Genomic DNA, 17,369 nt, shown 5'->3' on the forward strand with positions numbered 1-17,369 from the left:
TGCTGCGGCTCTCCGATCTCATCCAGGAACGCAGCCGTAAGAACGGCACCCTGGACGACAGCACCGCCAAAATACGCTCCGAGGTCGACGCCCTCGCCCGGCGGGACAACGGCAGCACCCAGGCCGAGCGCCGCAAGCTGGCCGAGCTGGAGGAGACCGCGGGCACCAAGAAGCTCACTGGCCCCGGGCTCACCGTGACCCTCACCGACGCCCCGCCGAACGCCACCCCGCAGATCCCCGGCGTCCCGGATCCCCAGCCCAACGATCTCGTCATCCACCAGCAGGATCTCCAGGCCGTGGTCAACGCGCTGTGGCAGGGCGGTGCCGAGGGGATCAAGGTCATGGACCAGCGGCTGATCTCCACCAGCGCGGTGCGCTGCGTCGGCAACACCCTGATCCTGCAGGGCCAGGTCTACTCGCCGCCCTACAAGGTCACCGCCGTGGGTGACCGGGACAAGCTGGGTGCCGCCCTCGCCGCCTCGCCCGCGATCCAGAACTACCGCAGCTATGTCGACGCGTACGGCCTCGGCTGGAAAGTCGACCAGCACGACACGGTGACTCTTCCCGGCTACTCCGGCACAGTGGATCTGCACCAGGCACAGCCCATCGGATAGCACCGGCGAACCGGCGCGCGGCGCCGGGTCAGCGGGGCGGACAGTGGGGGCCGATGAGAACGCGGCTGATCGTCAGGACGCTCAGTGAGATCTGCGTCACCGCCGGAGCCTTGATCATCCTTTTGGTGGTCTACGTCCTGTACTGGACCTCCGTACGGGCCGACCGCGCCATGGACGGCGAGATCGACCACCTCCAGGACCGCTGGGCCACCGGCACGGTCAGCGCCGGTGCCGAGCCCTCGCCGAAGCCCCGCCGCTACGAGCCCGGCGCCTCCTTCTCGATCATGTACATCCCGCGCTTCGGCGCCGACTGGGCCAAGCCCGTCCTCGAGGGCACCGCCACCGGCACCCTGAAGAAGGGGCTCGGCCACTACTCCCGCACCGCCCGCCTCGGCGCCCTCGGCAACTTCGCCGTCGCCGGGCACCGCCGCACCTACGGCGACCCCTTCAAGGACTTCCCCGAGCTGCGCCCCGGCGACGCGGTGGTGCTGACCGACGGCACCACCTGGTTCACCTACCGCGTCGACCGGCGGCCCTATCGCACCCTGCCGACCGACACCGGGGTGATCGATCCGGTGCCGCGCGCGTCCGGCTTCCGGCGCCCCGGCCGCTATCTCACGCTGACGACCTGCGAGCCGGAGTGGGGCCACAGCCACCGGCTGATCACCTGGGCACACCTCGACGCGACCCAATCCGTAGCCCAAGGCAAGCCCAAGGCTTTGTACAGCTGACCCTCCGGCCCCACCCCTCGCCCCTTACTCTGGTGCTGCACTCCGGTGCTGCAATCGACTTCGTCATCGGTGAGTAGGGATGGCATGTACGGCTGGATCTGGCGGCATCTGCCGGGTAACGCATGGGTGCGGGCACTGATTTCGCTCGTGCTGGTGCTGGCGATCGTCTTCGTGCTCTTCCAGTACGTCTTCCCCTGGGCGGAGCCCCTGCTGCCGTTCAATGACGTGACGGTCGACCAGGGAATGGCGGGTCCGCGATGAGCGCGCGCATCCTGGTCGTCGACAACTACGACAGCTTCGTCTTCAACCTCGTCCAGTACCTCTACCAGCTCGGCGCCGAGTGCGAGGTGGTGCGGAACGACGAGGTCTCCCTCGGCCACGCCCAGGACGGCTTCGACGGGGTCCTGCTGTCCCCCGGGCCCGGCACCCCGGAGGAGGCCGGAGTCTGCGTCGACATGGTGCGGCACTGCGCGGGCACCGGCGTACCGGTGTTCGGCGTCTGCCTGGGGATGCAGTCCATGGCCGTCGCGTACGGCGGCGTCGTCGGACGGGCCCCGGAGCTGCTGCACGGCAAGACCTCGCTGGTGACCCACGAGGGAGCCGGCGTCTTCAGCGGGCTGCCCACCCCCTTCACCGCCACCCGCTATCACTCGCTGGCCGTGGAACGGGGGACGGTGCCCCCCGAGCTGGAGATCACGGCCTGGACGGAGACCGGCATCGCCATGGGTCTGCGCCACCGTGAACTGCGGGTCGAGGGCGTCCAGTTCCACCCCGAGTCGGTCCTCACCGAATGGGGCCACCGGATGCTCGCCAACTGGCTGGTGGAGTGCGGGGACACGGATGCCGTGGGGCGGTCCGCGGGGCTCGCCCCGGTGGTCGGGGCGGTCGGCGGTAAGGCCGGCGAGTGACCGGACCGCGCCCCGAGCGCGAGGGCGCCTCCCAGGGCGCCCGGGAGCCTGCCCCGTACGCGCCTTACGGGTCTCATGAGCAGCCTGCCGCCCCCGCCGCCCCTGGCGCGCACGGCGCCCCTGGCGCGCACGGCGCCCATGGGGACCCGGACGCGTTCCCGGCGACTGCGGAGGGTCTGCGGGACCCGCTGACCGACCCGCTGCCGGACTCCGCCCCGGCCGGGCCCACGGGGCGCGCCGTGGGCACCGCGTCGCTCTCCGTGCCGCCGCCCACCGGTCGCAGGCGGCGCGCCCGCCCGACCTCCTCCGCGGAGCCGGAGCAGGCCGCTGAGCCGGCCGGGCCGCCCACGGGGCGTCGCCGCGCTCGTACGGCCGCCTCGGGGGAGGAGGCCGCTGAGCCGGCCGGGCCGCCCACGGGGCGCAGACGCGCCCGTACGGCCCCCTCGGGGTCGGAGGAGGCCGCTGAGGCGGTCGGGCCGCCCACGGGGCGCAGACGCGCCCGTACGGCCCCCACGGGGCCCTCAGGGACCGCACACGCCGCCCAGACGCCGACGCCCACCCGCGCCCCGGGGCCGTCCCCACGGTCCGCCGAGGCCTCCGCACGCGCCCCGGAGGCCGCCGAGACGGCCGTCCTGCCCCCGGTGCCGCCCCGGGGCGACGACGAGACGGTCGCCCTGCGCGCCGTGGAGGCACCGCCCGCCGACCGGACCATGTTGCTGCGCAAGGTCGAGGCGGACCGGGACGGCGATCCCGAGCCCGCGCCCGGCGGCCGGGCCGCCCGCCGTAAGGCCGCCCAGGGGGCCGGGAAGCGCGCCGGAAAACATGGCTCCCGCGCCCGGCGCGGCTCGGCGGAAGCGGGCGCCACACTGGACGCGGAGGGCGCGGGGAGCGCCGGGGACGCACGGCCCCGCACCCGTATGGAGGCCAGGCGCGCCGCGCGGGCGCGCAAGGACAGCCCCGGGGTGGTGGCGAGCCGGGTGGTCGGCGAGCTGTTCATCACGCTCGGCGTGGTGATGCTGCTCTTCGTCACCTATCAGTTGTGGTGGACGAACATCCTTGCCCATCAGCAGGCCAACGGCGCCGCCAACAACCTGCAGAAGAAGTGGGACGAGAGCGGCGACGAGCGGGACCCGGGCACCTTCTCCCCCGGACAGGGGTTCGCGATCATCTACATCCCCAAGCTGGATGTGAAGGCCCCGATCGCGGAGGGCATCGACAAGCACAAGGTCCTCGACCGCGGCATGGTCGGCCACTACGGCAAGAGCCCGCTGAAGACCGCCATGCCGTGGGACAAGAAGGGCAACTTCGCGCTCGCCGGGCACCGCAACACCCATGGCGAGCCGTTCCGCTACATCAACCGCCTCAAGCCCGGCGACGAGATCGTCGTCGAGACGCAGAGCCGGTACTACACCTATGCGATGAGCAGCATCCTGCCGCAGACATCGCCGTCCAACACGGGCGTCATCAAGCCGGTGCCGCCCGGCTCCGGCTTCACCGAACCGGGGCGGTACATCACGCTGACCACCTGCACCCCGGAGTTCACCAGCACCTACCGGATGATCGTCTGGGGCAAGATGGTCGAGGAGCGGCCGCGTAGCGAGGGAAAGCCGGACGCGCTGGTGGAATGAGCGGGAACAGCCGGGAAACCAGAAAAAGGGGTACGACGCGGTGGCACGGACCGACCACGACGAGCGGCAGGACCGGCATCCCGGCCCGCCCGCAACGCCCAGCCGCCGTCCCGGCCGTGGACGGGTGGCCGCGGCCATCGCCGTCTTCGGCGAGCTGCTGATCACCGCGGGGCTGATCCTGGCCCTGTTCGTCGTCTACTCGCTGTGGTGGACCAACGTCCTGGCCGACCGTGAGGCGAAGAAGCAGGGCGACCGGGTGCGCAAGCACTGGGCACAGCAGGGGCCGGGCAAGCTGGACACCAAGAGCGGCATCGGCTTCCTGCACGTGCCGTCCATGCACAACGGCGAGGTGCTGGTCAAGAAGGGCACCAGCACCGAGACCCTCAACGACGGCGTCGCCGGCTACTACACCAAGCCGGTCAAGTCCGCGATGCCGTGGGCCAAGAAGGGCAACTTCAGCCTGGCCGCGCACCGGGACGGGCACGGCGCGAAGTTCCACAACATCGACAAGGTCCACGAGGGCGACCCGGTGGTCTTCGAGACCCGCGACACCTGGTACGTCTACAAGGTCTACGCGACGCTGCCGGAGACCTCGAAGTACAACGTGGACGTGCTGGACGCGGTCCCGAAGGAGTCGGGCCGGAAGCGGCCGGGCCGCTACATCACGCTGTCGACCTGCACCCCCGTCTACACCTCCCGCCACCGCTACATCGTGTGGGGCGAACTGGAGCGCACCGAGAAGGTCGACGCGGACCGCACGCCCCCCGAGGAACTGCGCTAGCCCCCGGCAGGCCCGGAGCACGGAGAAGCCCCCGGCACCCTCTCAGGGTGCCGGGGGCTTCCCGTGTCACGGTGCCCGGAGGCCGGCTAGAAGCCGTTCTGGCCGCCGAAGATGCCTCCGCCGTTGTCACCGCCGCCGTCTCCGCCGTTGCCACCCTGCCCGGCGACCGTGACGAGGTTCACGGACTGGCCCTTGGGCACCTGGGTGCCCGCGCCGGGCTGGCTGGCCACCACGGTGGCGTTGTCGTCCTGCGGACCGGCGATGTTGCCCACGTTGAGGCCCAGGTCCTGGAGCGCCTTCTTGGCGTCCTTGAGCTTCTGGCCGCCCAGGTTGGGAACCGGCACGTTCTCGTCCTGCGCGGGCTCCTTGGCGACGGTCAGCGTGACCGTCGAACCGGGCAGGACCTCCTGGCCGCCCTTGGGCGTCTGGTCGGTGACCGTGCCGGCCTCGACGTCGCCGTTCTCGACCTCCTGGGTCTGGACCTTGAGGCCCTTGCCCTGGAGCGACTTCGTGGCGTCCTCGACCTTCTGCGTGGTCACGTCCGGGACGACGACCTTCTGCTGGGCCTCGGCGACGGTCAGGGTGATCGTGGCGCCCTTCGCGACCTTCTTGCCGCCCTTCGGGTCCTGGTCGATCACCTTGCCGGCGGTCTGGTCCGACTGCTCGGTCTTCTGCTCGACGTTGAAGCCCTTGGCCTCGAGCTGTTGCTTGGCCGATTCGTACTGCACGTTCAGGACGTCGGGAACCTCGACCCTGGCCGCGGGCTTGGGGCCCTTGGACATGGTCAGTTCGACCGTGCCGTACCGCTTGACCTCGTCGCCGCCCTTGGGGGTCTGCTCACAGACGGTGTTCTTGTCCGCGTTCTCGCAGAACTTGGAGCCGACGTTCTTGACCTTGAAGTCGCCGTTCTCCCCTTGGCTCTTGGCGTCCTCGAGCGTCTTGCCGACGAGATTGGGGACCGGGACCATGCCGTCGTTCTTACCGCCGGCGAACAGCGACTTCCCGATGAAGATCGCACCGACCAGCACCAGTATCCCGGCGATGATCAGCAGGATCGTGGAGAGGTTGCTCTTCTTGTCGGGGCCCCCGCGCCCCCGCCCGCGGTCCGGCCGCTCGTCGTAGCCGAAGCCGCCGTCGTCCTCGCGCATCGGCGGGAGCATCGAGGTCTGCGCCCCGGCGCCGGAGTTCTGCGGCCGCAGCATCGCGGTGGGCTGGTCGTCGGAGCCGTAGCCGACCGCGCCCAGGGCGGCGGTGGCGGCCACCGGCTGGCCCTCCAGGGCCGCCTCGATGTCGGCGCGCATCTCGTCGGCCGACTGGTAGCGGTAGTCGGGGTCCTTGACCAGCGCCCGCAGGACGATGGCGTCCATCTCCGGGGTGATCTCGGGGTCGTACGTGCTCGGCGGCTGCGGTTCCTCCCGCACATGCTGATAGGCGACGGCCACCGGGGAGTCGCCCACGAACGGCGGCCTTACGGTCAGCAGTTCGTAGAGCAGACAGCCGGTGGAGTACAGGTCGCTGCGCGCGTCGACGGTCTCGCCCTTGGCCTGCTCGGGGGAGAGGTACTGGGCGGTGCCGATGACGGCGGCCGTCTGCGTCATGGTCATACCGGCATCGCCCATGGCCCGGGCGATGCCGAAGTCCATCACCTTGACCTGGCCGTCCCGCGTGAGCATGACGTTGGCAGGCTTGATGTCCCGGTGGACGATGTTGTTGCGGTGTGAGTACTCGAGGGCCTGGAGGATGCCGGTGGTCATCTCCAGCGAGCGCTCGGGGAGCAGCTTTCTGCCCGAGTGAAGGAGCTCACGCAGCGTGGAACCGTCGACGTACTCCATCACGATGTACGGGATCGAGACGCCGTCGACGTAGTCCTCGCCGGTGTCGTAGACCGCGACGATCGCGGGATGGTTGAGCGAGGCGGCCGACTGGGCCTCTCGGCGGAACCGAGCCTGGAAGGACGGGTCACGGGCGAGGTCAGCCCGGAGCGTCTTCACAGCGACAGTACGGCCGAGGCGGGTGTCGTGCGCGAGGTAGACCTCCGCCATGCCACCGCGGCCGAGCACTGAGCCCAGCTCATACCGGCCGCCGAGGCGACGCGGCTCTTCCATAGCTACTCCAGCCCTCTTCCGTGGTTCCCGGCCGCACCTGTGGGCCGGCGAAGTGCTGCTCGCGCATACCGTACCCGGCACGTCTTACGGGACCCGGCCTCAGTGGCTATCTGATACCGGACCGGTACGGCGACGTGCGGGATTGGCATCCGGACGTGACGGGGGTCACTTGTCGCGCTCGGTTTCCAGTACGGCCTGCATCACGCTCTTGGCGATCGGCGCGGCCAGCTTGCCACCGGCGATGTCGCCGCGGAGGGTGTTGGACCCTTCGATGACGACCGCGACCGCGACCGGCGAGCCGTCGTCGCCCTTGGCGTAGGAGATGAACCACGCGTAGGGGTTCTTGCTGTTGGCCACGCCGTGCTGCGCGGTACCGGTCTTGCCACCGACCGTGACGCCCGGGATCTGGGCGCTGGTGCCGGTGCCCTCCTTGACCACGGTCTCCATCATGCTCTGGAGCTTCTGGGCGTTCTCCGAGCTGAGCGGCTGGCTCATCTGCTCCGGGTCGGTCTGCTCGATGGTGTTGAGGTTGGGGGCGCGCAGCGAGTCGACCATGTAAGGCTTCATCAGCTTGCCGTCGTTGGCGACCGCGGAGGCGATCATCGCCATCTGGAGCGGGGTGGCCCGGTTGTCGAACTGGCCGATGGACGACATCGCGTTGCCCGGCCGGTCCATGTCCTCGGGGTAGACGCTGGCGTAAGCGCGGACGGGGGTGTCGACCGTCTCGTTGAAGCCGAACTTCTCGGCCTGCTCCCGCATCTTCTCCTTGCCGAGGTCGTCACCGAGCTTGCCGAAGACCGTGTTGCAGGAGTAGCGGAGTGCCTGCCGCAGCGAGGCGTTCTTGCAGGGGATGTTCCCCTCGTTGGGCAGGGGCTGGGTGGACAGCGGGAGCTTCCAGGGGTCCGGCGAGTTGGTCGGCGCGTCGATGTCGGTGTACTTGCCGTTCTCCAGCGCGGCCGCGGCGGTGACGACCTTGAAGGTCGAGCCGGGCGGGTAGGTCTGACGGAGCGCCCGGTTGAGCATCGGGTTGTCCTTGTCCGTCTTCGGCTGGAGCCCGAGCCACGCCTCCTTGTCCTTGGAGGTGGCGCCCGCGATCTTCGACGGGTCGTAGCTCGGCGTGGAGGCGAGGGCGAGGATCTTGCCGGTGCGCGGGTCGAGCGCGGCGACGGCGCCCTTCTTGTCACCGAGGCCCTTGAACGCGGCCTCCTGGGCCTTGCGGTTCAGGGTGGTGATGACGTCGCCGCCCTTCTGCTTCTTGCCGGTGATCATGTCGATCGTCCGGTTGAAGAAGAGGCGGTCGTCGTTGCCCGTAAGGATGCCGTCCTCGATCTTCTCGATCTGGTTGGCGTCGTACGCCTGCGAGGCGTACCCCGTGACCGGCGCCCACATGGGGCCGTCCTTGTAGGTGCGCTTGTACTTGAAGTCGATGCCGTTGGTCTCGGCGGATCCGGTGATCGGCTGGCCGTCGACGATGATGTTGCCGCGTGGCTGGCTGTAACGGGCGATCAGAACCCGGTGGTTTCCGTCGTGGTTCTTCAGCTCGTCGGCCTGGACGTACTGGATCCAGTTGTCCCGCACCAGCAGGGCGAGGACGAGGAGTCCGCAGAAGATCGCGATTCGGCGCAGGGGCTTGTTCACGGTCGGACCACCTGGGTCATCTCGGCGTCTGTGGTGGGAGCGGGCGTCGGCGCCGGGCGGCGCGCGGTGTCGCTGACCTTGATCAGGATGGCGACGAGCGCCCAGTTGGCGATGACGGACGAACCACCCTGCGCGATGAACGGCATGGTCATACCGGTCAGCGGGATGAGGCCCATCACACCGCCCGCCACGACGAAGACCTGGATGGCGAAGGCCGCGGAGAGGCCGATGGCCAGCAGCTTGCCGAACGGGTCACGGGCGGCGAGGGCGGTGCGCACACCGCGCTCCACGATCAGGCCGTAGAGCAGCAGGAGCCCCATGGTGCCCGCGAGCCCGAGCTCCTCGCCGACAGTGGCCAGGATGAAGTCGGAGTTGGCGGCGAAGCCGATGAGGTCGGAGTTGCCCTGGCCGAGGCCGGTGCCGAAGACGCCACCGGAGCCGAAGGCCATCAGTGCCTGGGCGATCTGGTCACTGCCTCCGTTCTTGGCCACCTCGAAGGGCTGGAGCCAGGCGTCCACACGCGACTGGACGTGCGGTTCGAAGGTGGCGACGCCGACCGCGCCGGCCGCGGACATCAGCAGACCGAAGACGATCCAGCTGGTGCGCTCGGTGGCGACGTACAGCATCACGACGAAGAGGCCGAAGAACAGCAGCGAGGTGCCCAGGTCGGTCTCGAAGACCAGGATGAGGATGCTCATCCCCCAGACCACCAGGATCGGGCCGAGGTCGCGGCCGCGCGGCAGGTACAGCCCCATGAAACGGCGGCTGGCCAGGGCGAGCGCGTCCCGCTTGACCATCAGATAGCCGGAGAAGAACACGGCGATGATGATCTTGGCGAACTCACCGGGCTGGATGGAGAAGCTGCCGACGGTGATCCAGATGCGGGCGCCGAAACGCGCCGGGAAGAACATCGGAAGGATCAGCAGGATCAGCGCCGCCACCATGGAGATGTAGGTGTAGCGCTGGAGGAGGCGGTGGTCCTTGAGCAGGATCAGGACGCCGACGAAGAGGGCGACGCCCAGTGCCGAGTAGATCAGCTGGTTGGGGGCCGAGGGCGCGAAGGCCAGCCCGGCGTCCTTCGCCCGCTGGGCCAGCCGCCTGGACTGGTCCAGCCGCCAGATGAGCACCAGCCCCAGCCCGTTGAGGAGCGTGGCGATCGGCAGCAGCAGCGGGTCCGCGTACGGGGCGAACTTCCGGACCACCAGATGGCCGACGCCGGCCAGCAGACCGAGCCCGAGGCCGTAGCTGAGCATGCCGGAGGGCATCTCGTCGCTGAGCGCCAGGCCCGCGTTGGCGTAGGCGAAGACCGGAATGATCACCGCGAAGACGAGCATGGCCAGCTCGGTGTTCCGCCTGCTCGGCGGCCCGGCCGTACTGATCGTCGTCGTGTTGGTCGTACTACTGCTCATGGGTGGACGGCCCCTTACGGCTTCACTGCTGGGTGCTGCTGCACTGCGGGACCAACTTCTTCTCCTCCTCCGAGAGGGTGGGGCCGGGCTTCGGAGTGGGAGACGTCGTCGGCGTGGGCTTGGTGGTGGCCTTGGCGGCTTGCGCCCCGAGCTGGTTCTCGTTCTTCTGGTCCCCGGGCTTGCCACTGCTGCTCTGGGACGGGTCGGCGCTGTTGGACGCACCGCCACTGGGCGCCTTGTCGCCCTTGCCCTTGTCGCCGCCGGTGAGGTCCTTCTGGCTCTCCTCGGCCTTCTCCTGGGCATCGGCCTTCTTGCAGGCGCTGGCGAGGGTGGCGAGGTCCTTGGTCTTGTCCTGGGCCTGGCCCAGTCCGCTGACCGTGATCGTGTCCTCCACACGGCCGCGCTGGTCGGCCGGGAGGTACTTGAGTTCGATCTCGCGGTGGTCCTCATGGACCTTGTTGAGCTTGATCCAGGCCAGATCCTGGCTGATGCCCTGGTAGATCGCGACATGGTCGCCGTTGGAGCCCACGTAGTACTGCGTCTGGGTCCAGCGATAGCCGCCGTAGAGGCCGCCACCGATCACGGCGAGGCCGAGCACGATGAAGAGCGACCGCTTGGCCCATGTCTTGCGGCCGCTCTTCTTGGTGAAGTCGCCGTCGGCGTAGTCGCCGTAACTACCCTGCGGCATACCGCCGATGGCCGGATCGCCGCTGCCGGGCGGTCCGAAGCCGCCGTGCGCGTCGCCCTGCTGCGGCGGTACGGACCGGCCGAGCTCGGCGGCCCGGCCCGCGGGGGTGTGCGCGGCGCCGCCGTCCCCGAGCGGGACCTGGTTCTCGGCGACCGCGCCCACGATCACGGGGGTGTCGTTGAGCTGGGCGGCGAGGGTGTCGGCGCCGTCGACGTCCAGGACGTCGGCGACGATGCAGGTGATGTTGTCGGGGCCGCCGCCGCGCAGCGCGAGCTGGATCAGCTCCTGCACGGTCTCATGGGGGCCCTGGTAGCTGGCGAGGGTGTCCTCGAGGGTCTGGTGACTCACGACGCCGGACAGGCCGTCGGAGCAGATCAGATAGCGGTCACCGGCCCGGACCTCGCGGATGGACAGATCGGGCTCCACATGGTCGCCGCTGCCCAGCGCGCGCATCAGCAGGGAGCGCTGCGGGTGGGTGCCCGCCTCCTCCTCGGTGATCCGGCCCTCGTCGACCAGGCGCTGCACCCAGGTGTGGTCCTGGGTGATCTGGGTGAGCACCCCGTCGCGCAGCAGATACGCGCGCGAGTCGCCGACGTGCACCAGACCGAGCCGCTGGCCGGTCCATAGCAGGGCGGTGAGCGTGGTGCCCATGCCCTCCAGCTGCGGGTCCTCCTCGACCATGACGCGCAGCTGGTCATTGGCCCGCTGCACGGCACTGCCGAGGGACGTCAGGATGTCCGAGCCCGGGACGTCGTCGTCGAGCTGGACGAGGGTGGAGATCACCTCGGAGCTGGCGACCTCGCCGGCGGCCTGGCCACCCATGCCGTCGGCGATCGCGAGCAGCCGGGGACCGGCGTAGCCGGAGTCCTCGTTGCCCTCCCGGATCATGCCCTTGTGAGATCCGGCCGCGAAACGCAGTGACAGACTCATGCGCACCTCGCCCGTCGGCTCCGGGTACAGCCCCTTGCCAACCACGCTGCCCACCCTCCGGTCGTCATGGTCCTACTACTTCCGCAGCTCGATGACGGTCTTGCCGATACGAATCGGCGCACCCAGCGGAATCGGTGTCGGTGTGGTGAGTCGGGTCCTGTCGAGATAGGTGCCGTTGGTGGACCCGAGATCCTCGACGATCCACTGGCCGTCACGGTCCGGGTAGATCCTGGCATGCCGGCTGGAGGCGTAGTCGTCGTCCAGCACGATTGTTGAATCGTGCGCACGGCCGAGGGTGATGGTCTGCCCCTGCAGGGCGACCGTGGTGCCGGTGAGCGTGCCCTCGGAGACCACCAGCTTGGTGGGGGCACCGCGGCGGCCGCGGCCCCCGGACTGCTGGCGCTGCTGCGGCGGCGCGCTCTGCTGCCGCTGCTGCTGCTGCGCTTGCGGCCGGTCGGGGGCGCCGCGCCGCGCCGAACCGCGCTGGGTCACGCGGGTCCCGAACAGGTCGCTGCGGATGACCTGGACGGCCACGATGACGAACAGCCACAGTACGGCGAGGAAACCCAACCGCATGACCGTGAGGGTCAGCTCTGACATTGCCCCCGCTTCACCCTTCGGCTTGCCGGTAAACGATGGTGGTGCTGCCCACGACGATCCGCGAGCCGTCGCGGAGCGTAGCGCGCGTGGTGTGCTGTCCGTCCACCACGATGCCGTTCGTCGACCCGAGATCCTGGATGGTCGGTGGGGTTCCGACCCGGATCTCGCAGTGTCTGCGGGAGACACCGGGATCGTCGATCCGCACGTCAGCATCGGTGGAGCGGCCCAGAACGAGCGTGGGCCGGGAGATCTGGTGGCGGGTGCCGTTGATCTCGATCCAGCGGCGGGTCTGGCCCTGCGGCTGGGCTCCGACGCCGGTCGCCGCTCCGCCGCTGCGGGGCGCCGGACGGGCGCCGGGGGGCGCGGACGGCATCGGCGGGGCACCGGCGGGCTGGGCGGGGTAGCCGTAACCGCCGGGGCGCTGCTGCGGGGCCGCTCCGGCGCCGGCGCGGCCCGCCGCCTGCTGTGGGCTTTCCGGGCTCTGGGACTCGCTGGAGGCCAGGGTCCGGCTGCGCACCCGGTACAGGCCGGTGTCGAGGTCCTCGGCCTTCTGCAGATGCACCTTGATGGCGCCCATGAAGGTGTATCGCTGCTGCTTGGCGTAGTCGCGGACCATACCGGCCAGCTCGTCGCCGAGCTGTCCGGAATACGGGCTGAGCCGCTCGTAGTCGGGCGCGCTGAGCTCGACGATGAAGTCGTTGGGGACGACCGTCCGGTCGCGGTTCCAGATCGTGGCGTTGTTGTCGCACTCGCGCTGGAGCGCGCCGGCGATCTCGACCGGCTGGACCTCGGACTTGAACACCTTGGCGAAGGTGCCGTTCACGAGGCCCTCGAGACGCTGCTCGAAGCGTTTCAGTACTCCCACCGGGCACCTCCTTCCTCAGTCGTGCTCTGGGTCGTCCTGGTACTGCTTACTGATCGTATCCACGCGTCGGGAAATCGGGTGGTTCCCCTTCCTGGCCCTGCGGAGCAGTGTCACCTCTCACAGGGATCGTAGAGGTGCCCTGACGACAGTGTCCCGCAACCGTGACGCTCTACGGACGGGTGGGGGCGGAGGCCTCGGTAACGGGTGTGAATGCACCCCGAGGGGCGTGCTAGTGTTCTGGATGTCGGAAGGCGCTCCGCACGAACCGGACGGATCAAGAAGATCGGGCCGGGGAGCGGGAAGAGTGGCCGGACGGCAGCACCCATGCGCGGGTGGCGGAATAGGCAGACGCGCTGGATTCAGGTTCCAGTGCCCGAAAGGGCGTGGGGGTTCAACTCCCCCCTCGCGCACCAGTCGGAGCGGGTCTCTCCGGAGTGACGAAAGTCGCTCGGAGGGGCCCGTTTCGCGTTTGTGGCAGGGGTCTTCCAGGCTTCCTGGGAAACAGGCTTCCTGAGAAAGCGGCAGGGGCCTCCCGGGGAAGAGGAGGCCCCTGCGGCCTGATGTCCGGCGTGACCTGATCTCCGGTGGGACCGGATCAGTCGGGTCGGGCCGATCGGTCGGATCAGGCGGCGGCGAAGCGCGTGGCGAGCTCCTTGGCCTTGGCCGCGGCGTCCTCATGGGCCTTTGCCTTGGAGGCGTCCGAGAGCTCGACCAGGTCGGCCATGGCCGGATTGCTGCGGGCCAACGTGAGTTCGGGCACAACGAAGGTGACATCGAGGCCGAGGCCGTCGCCCAGGGCCTTCCCGAGGTAGTTCGTCACGAACTCGAAGCTCTCCCGCGGGGTGCCCGGGCCGTAACCGCCGCCGCGGCTGGCGACGACGATCGTCGGGGTACCCGAGGTGGTGGTCTCCTCGGCGCCCGCGGTGCGGCCCATGATGATCACGTGGTCCAGCCACGCCTTGAGGGTGGAGGGAATCGTGAAGTTGTACATCGGGGCGCCGATCAGGACCACGTCGGCCTGCTCGAGCTCGCCGGCAAGGGTCTCCCGCAGGGCGAAGGCGGCGTGCTGCTCGGGGGAGCGCTGGTCGGGAGCGGCGAAACCGGCGGCGGCCGCGAGGCCGTCCAGGTGCGGCAGCGGCTCGGCGGCCAGGTCGCGATAGAGCACCGTGCCGTTCGGGTGCTGGGCTTCCCATTCCTTGCGGAAGGTGGCCGTGACCGAGCGGGAAGCGGAGGCTTCGCCGGGGAAGACGGAGGTGTCGATGTGCAGAAGAGTCGGCATGGATGCCTCCAATGACAAGGCTCGGGAAGGAGCCAGTAATACCTACGTACCTACAGAAGGCACAGTAGCTTACTTTTTCGTAGTCCCGAACCAGAACGCAGTAGTCTGTATTCCATGGCGAAGGATCGTGGGGACCACAACGAGCAGGCCTGCAAGCAGGTCGACGGCGAGATGACACGGTTCTTCGAGCTGTTCGGCAAGCGATGGACGGGGCTGATCGTGGCCGTGCTGACGGAGCAGGGGGCGTACTTCGCCGACCTGCGGCGGGCCATCCCGGGGATCAGCGAGCGAATGCTGTCGGACCGGCTCACCGAGCTCACCACGGCGGGCCTGGTGGTGCGGGAGGTCGACGCCGGGCCGCCGCTGCGGGTGGCCTACCGGCTGACGGACGCGGGGAAGGCGCTGGAGCCCGCGCTGAAGGAGCTGTCGCGGTGGGCGGAGAACCACCTGCCCTCGGGCGGCGAGGACTGCCCGAAGCAGTTCCGGGGCTGAGCCGGGTCACTTTCTGATCCGAGGGCCTGCCTTCCTGGGTCCTGCCCTCCGATCTGGGGACCCGCCTTCCGATCTGGGGACCCGCCTTCTGATCTGGGGTTTCGTCATGATCGTCAAGGTTTTCCACAGGCTCTGACGAGGTGGGTCGACAGGGGGTACGGTCGGCTCAGTCGATTCAGTCGATGTCGTGTGCGAGAAGGGCGGGGGCGCGATGACGGACGACCGGAGCGTTGAGGGCGACGGCAGCGGCGAGGGCGGCCGAGCCGGAGCGAACGGCCGAGGCGACGGCAGCGGCGAGCGAGGGCCGAGCGACGGGGATGCCGCGGGCGGGGCGGCCCGGCGGCTCCCGCCGGTTCCGGGCTTCGCCGTGTGGCACGGTGAGGGCCCCTCTCCCCGGCAGCAGGGCAAGGCGCTGCGCAAGAGCCTGCCGCGCTCGGCCCATGCCGAGCCGCCGAGGGACGCCGGGCGGCCGGATCCGGTGGCGGCGGTCGAGCGGTCCAACGCCGGGCGGCTGCCGGAGCTCACCCCGATCCGGGTGGGGCGGATGGCCGCGAACCCCTTCTCCTTTCTGCGCGGGGCCGCCGGGCTGATGGCGCACGACCTCACGACCACGCCGGTGACCGGTATAGGGGCCCAGCTGTGTGGCGATGCCCACGCCGCCAACTTCGGGATCTACGGGGATGCGCGCGGTGGCCTGATCATCGATCTCAACGACTTCGACGAGACCGTCCACGGTCCGTGGGAGTGGGATGTGAAGCGGCTCGCGGTCTCGCTGGTGCTGGCCGGCCGGGAGGCGGGCGCCGACGAGGACACCTGCCGGGCGGCCGCCCAGGACGCGGTGGGCGCCTATCGGCGCACGGTGCGGCTGCTGGCCAAGCTCCCGGCGACGGAGGCGTGGAACGCGATCGCGGACGAGGAGCTGGTCTCCCACACGGATGCCAAGGACCTGGTGGGCACGTTGGAGCGGATCTCCGAGAAGGCCCGGCGGAACACCAGCGCGCGGTACGCCGCCCGGGCCACCGAGCCCGTGCCGGGCGAGGAGGGCTCCTCCGGCCGGCCGGCGGCCCGGCGCTTCGTGGACGCGCCGCCGGTGCTGCGGAGGGTGCCGGACGCGGAGGCGGCTGCGGTGGCCTCGTCGCTCGCCGGATATCTGGGCACGCTGCCGGAGGACCGGCTGCCGCTGCTCTCGCGGTACGAGGTGCACGATGTGGCGTTCCGGGTGGTCGGCACGGGCAGCGTGGGCACCCGCTCCTATGTGGTGCTGCTGCTCGACCACCGGGGCGAGCCGCTGGTGCTCCAGGTGAAGGAGGCGCGCCCCTCCGCGCTGCTGCCGCATCTGGCGAAGGCCGGTTTCGAGGTGCCGGATGTCACACACGAGGGGCGGCGGGTGGTGCTCGGCCAGAAGCGGATGCAGGTGGTCAGCGACATCCTGCTGGGGTGGACCACGGTGCGGGGGCGGCATTACCAGGTGCGGCAGTTCCGCAACCGCAAGGGAAGCGTGGACCCGGCGGCCCTGGCCGCGGACCAGATGGACGACTACGGGCGGATGACCGGGGCCCTGCTGGCCCGGGCGCACTCCCACAGCGCGGACCCCCGGATGCTGGCCGGTTACTGCGGCAAGGGGGAGGAGCTGGACGAGGCGGTGGCCGCCTTCGCGGTGGCGTACGCGGATCGCACGGAAGCGGATCACTCCGCGCTGGTCATGGCGGTGCGCAATGGACGGATAGCGGCCGAGATGGGGGTGTGAGGCGCGGGCGGGGGTATGACCTCCGTCGCCGATCACCGCCGGACGTAGTCTGAGCGGGTGACGAATCCGGAAGCGCAGCAGCAGGCACGGCAGTCGATGTCGGACGCGGAGCCCCAGGCGGAGTCGCACGACCGGTCGCAGGAGGAGACTCAGGCCGCCGAGCGGCTGGAGCGGGCGGTGCGCGCGGCCGAGCAGGCGCTGATCGAGTTCGAGATAGCGGTGGAGACCTTCCGGGTGGAGGTGGAGAACTTCTCCCGGCTGCACCACCAGCGGCTCGGGCCGATGTACTCGCGCCTCGACGAGTTGGACGCGCTGATCGCCGAGGCGCTCGCGGCCCGCACTGGCGATCCGGAGGACCTCCGCAAGGCCCGTGAGGCGCGGGGGCTGGTGCAGCCGATGCCGGGCGTGGAGGAGCTGTTCCACGGCTGGATCGACTCGGAGGGGCTCTCGCCGGAGGCGGCCGCGATGCTCACCGAGCGGCCCGTGCAGCCGCCGCCGCGGGTGCGGCCGAGCGAGGAGGCCCGCCGGATCTACCGGGAGCTGGCCCGTAAGGCCCATCCGGATCTGGCCGAGGAGGAGGCCGAACGGGAGCGGCGCGGTGCCTTCATCGTGCGGGTCAACGCGGCGTACGCGGCCGGGGACGAGGAGGCGCTGCGGGCGCTGGCCGAGGAGTGGGAGGCCGGTCCGCCGCCGCCGGAGCGGCGGGCGAGCCGCAGCGAGGAGCTGTACGCCCGGCTGGAGTGGCTGGCCGAGCGCAAGGAGATGCTGGCCGCGGTCGCCGCGGAGCTGGAGTCGAGCGCGATCGGCGCGATGATCAAGATGGCGCCCGAGGACCCCGATGGGCTGCTGGACGAGATCGCCGAGCAGCTGCTGGCCCAGGTCTCGGAGAAGGAGGCCCGGCTCGCGGAGCTGGTGCGGTAGTAGGTTTGCCGCACTGACGATGTCGTGTGAGAG

The 17,369-nt window shown here is 70.0% G+C and carries 16 protein-coding genes and 1 tRNA gene; 10 read left to right on the plus strand and 7 right to left on the minus strand.

Features of this window, described 5'->3' with window-relative positions; genetic code table 11:
* The 6 genes from GWI24_RS10695 to GWI24_RS10720 all read left to right on the plus strand — a co-directional run.
* A partial coding sequence (locus GWI24_RS10695) for a DUF881 domain-containing protein (protein WP_210945672.1) occupies nt 1-614 on the plus strand: 614 nt, incomplete at its 5' end.
* Nucleotides 615-667: 53 nt separating this feature from the next.
* On the plus strand, nt 668-1,345 hold the full coding sequence (locus tag GWI24_RS10700; RefSeq protein WP_210945673.1) for a class E sortase: 678 nt from the start codon (nt 668-670) through the stop codon (nt 1,343-1,345).
* Between the two features lie 84 nt (nt 1,346-1,429).
* Nucleotides 1,430-1,606, plus strand: a complete 177-nt coding sequence (locus GWI24_RS10705) for a hypothetical protein (protein WP_020869946.1) — start codon at nt 1,430-1,432, stop codon at nt 1,604-1,606.
* Nucleotides 1,603-2,253 (plus strand): aminodeoxychorismate/anthranilate synthase component II, encoded by a 651-nt coding sequence (locus GWI24_RS10710; RefSeq protein WP_201856592.1) that lies wholly within the window; start codon nt 1,603-1,605, stop codon nt 2,251-2,253. The genes GWI24_RS10705 and GWI24_RS10710 overlap by 4 nt, the downstream gene beginning before the upstream one ends.
* Nucleotides 2,250-3,881 carry a class E sortase gene (locus GWI24_RS10715; RefSeq protein ID WP_210945674.1) on the plus strand — a complete coding sequence of 544 codons (1,632 nt, stop codon included), beginning with the start codon at nt 2,250-2,252 and terminating at the stop codon, nt 3,879-3,881. The genes GWI24_RS10710 and GWI24_RS10715 overlap by 4 nt, the downstream gene beginning before the upstream one ends.
* Nucleotides 3,882-3,921: 40 nt before the next feature.
* A complete protein-coding gene (locus GWI24_RS10720; protein ID WP_210945675.1) occupies nt 3,922-4,662 on the plus strand; it encodes a class E sortase in 741 nt (246 codons plus the stop codon).
* Between the two features lie 86 nt (nt 4,663-4,748).
* Here GWI24_RS10720 and pknB read toward each other — a convergent pair whose 3' ends face one another.
* From pknB to GWI24_RS10750, 6 genes are all read right to left on the minus strand, one after another.
* Nucleotides 4,749-6,767, minus strand: coding sequence for a Stk1 family PASTA domain-containing Ser/Thr kinase (pknB, locus tag GWI24_RS10725; protein ID WP_210945676.1), 2,019 nt, complete (start codon nt 6,765-6,767; stop codon nt 4,749-4,751).
* Nucleotides 6,768-6,932: 165 nt separating this feature from the next.
* Nucleotides 6,933-8,405: a penicillin-binding protein 2 gene (locus GWI24_RS10730; RefSeq protein WP_210945677.1), complete on the minus strand. Its 1,473-nt coding sequence runs from the start codon at nt 8,403-8,405 to the stop codon at nt 6,933-6,935.
* On the minus strand, nt 8,402-9,814 hold the full coding sequence (locus GWI24_RS10735) for an FtsW/RodA/SpoVE family cell cycle protein (protein ID WP_210945678.1): 1,413 nt from the start codon (nt 9,812-9,814) through the stop codon (nt 8,402-8,404). The genes GWI24_RS10730 and GWI24_RS10735 overlap by 4 nt, the downstream gene beginning before the upstream one ends.
* Before the next feature lie 22 nt (nt 9,815-9,836).
* Nucleotides 9,837-11,432 carry a PP2C family serine/threonine-protein phosphatase gene (locus GWI24_RS10740; RefSeq protein ID WP_247616179.1) on the minus strand — a complete coding sequence of 532 codons (1,596 nt, stop codon included), beginning with the start codon at nt 11,430-11,432 and terminating at the stop codon, nt 9,837-9,839.
* A 75-nt stretch (nt 11,433-11,507) separates the two neighbouring features.
* Entirely contained in the window at nt 11,508-12,032 is a 525-nt protein-coding gene (locus GWI24_RS10745; RefSeq protein ID WP_210945680.1) for an FHA domain-containing protein, read from the minus strand.
* Between the two features lie 10 nt (nt 12,033-12,042).
* A complete protein-coding gene (locus tag GWI24_RS10750) occupies nt 12,043-12,897 on the minus strand; it encodes a DUF3662 and FHA domain-containing protein (protein ID WP_210945681.1) in 855 nt (284 codons plus the stop codon).
* 326 nt (nt 12,898-13,223) lie between these two features.
* On the opposite strand from GWI24_RS10750, the gene GWI24_RS10755 reads away from it, so the two are divergent.
* Nucleotides 13,224-13,310, plus strand: a tRNA-Leu gene (locus GWI24_RS10755).
* Between the two features lie 209 nt (nt 13,311-13,519).
* Here GWI24_RS10755 and GWI24_RS10760 read toward each other — a convergent pair.
* Nucleotides 13,520-14,176 carry an FMN-dependent NADH-azoreductase gene (locus GWI24_RS10760; RefSeq protein WP_210945682.1) on the minus strand — a complete coding sequence of 219 codons (657 nt, stop codon included), beginning with the start codon at nt 14,174-14,176 and terminating at the stop codon, nt 13,520-13,522.
* Nucleotides 14,177-14,290: 114 nt separating this feature from the next.
* On the opposite strand from GWI24_RS10760, the gene GWI24_RS10765 reads away from it, so the two are divergent.
* From GWI24_RS10765 to GWI24_RS10775, 3 genes are all read left to right on the plus strand, one after another.
* Nucleotides 14,291-14,668 carry a helix-turn-helix domain-containing protein gene (locus GWI24_RS10765; RefSeq protein ID WP_210945683.1) on the plus strand — a complete coding sequence of 126 codons (378 nt, stop codon included), beginning with the start codon at nt 14,291-14,293 and terminating at the stop codon, nt 14,666-14,668.
* Between the two features lie 211 nt (nt 14,669-14,879).
* Nucleotides 14,880-16,415, plus strand: coding sequence for a DUF2252 domain-containing protein (locus tag GWI24_RS10770; protein WP_210945697.1), 1,536 nt, complete (start codon nt 14,880-14,882; stop codon nt 16,413-16,415).
* A gap of 96 nt (nt 16,416-16,511) precedes the next feature.
* Nucleotides 16,512-17,336 (plus strand): hypothetical protein, encoded by an 825-nt coding sequence (locus GWI24_RS10775; RefSeq protein WP_037954507.1) that lies wholly within the window; start codon nt 16,512-16,514, stop codon nt 17,334-17,336.
* Nucleotides 17,337-17,369: the final 33 nt, after the last annotated feature.

Source organism: Streptomyces sp. MK37H (assembly GCF_018035285.1).
Classification (GTDB): Bacteria; Actinomycetota; Actinomycetes; order Streptomycetales; family Streptomycetaceae; genus Streptomyces; species Streptomyces endocoffeicus.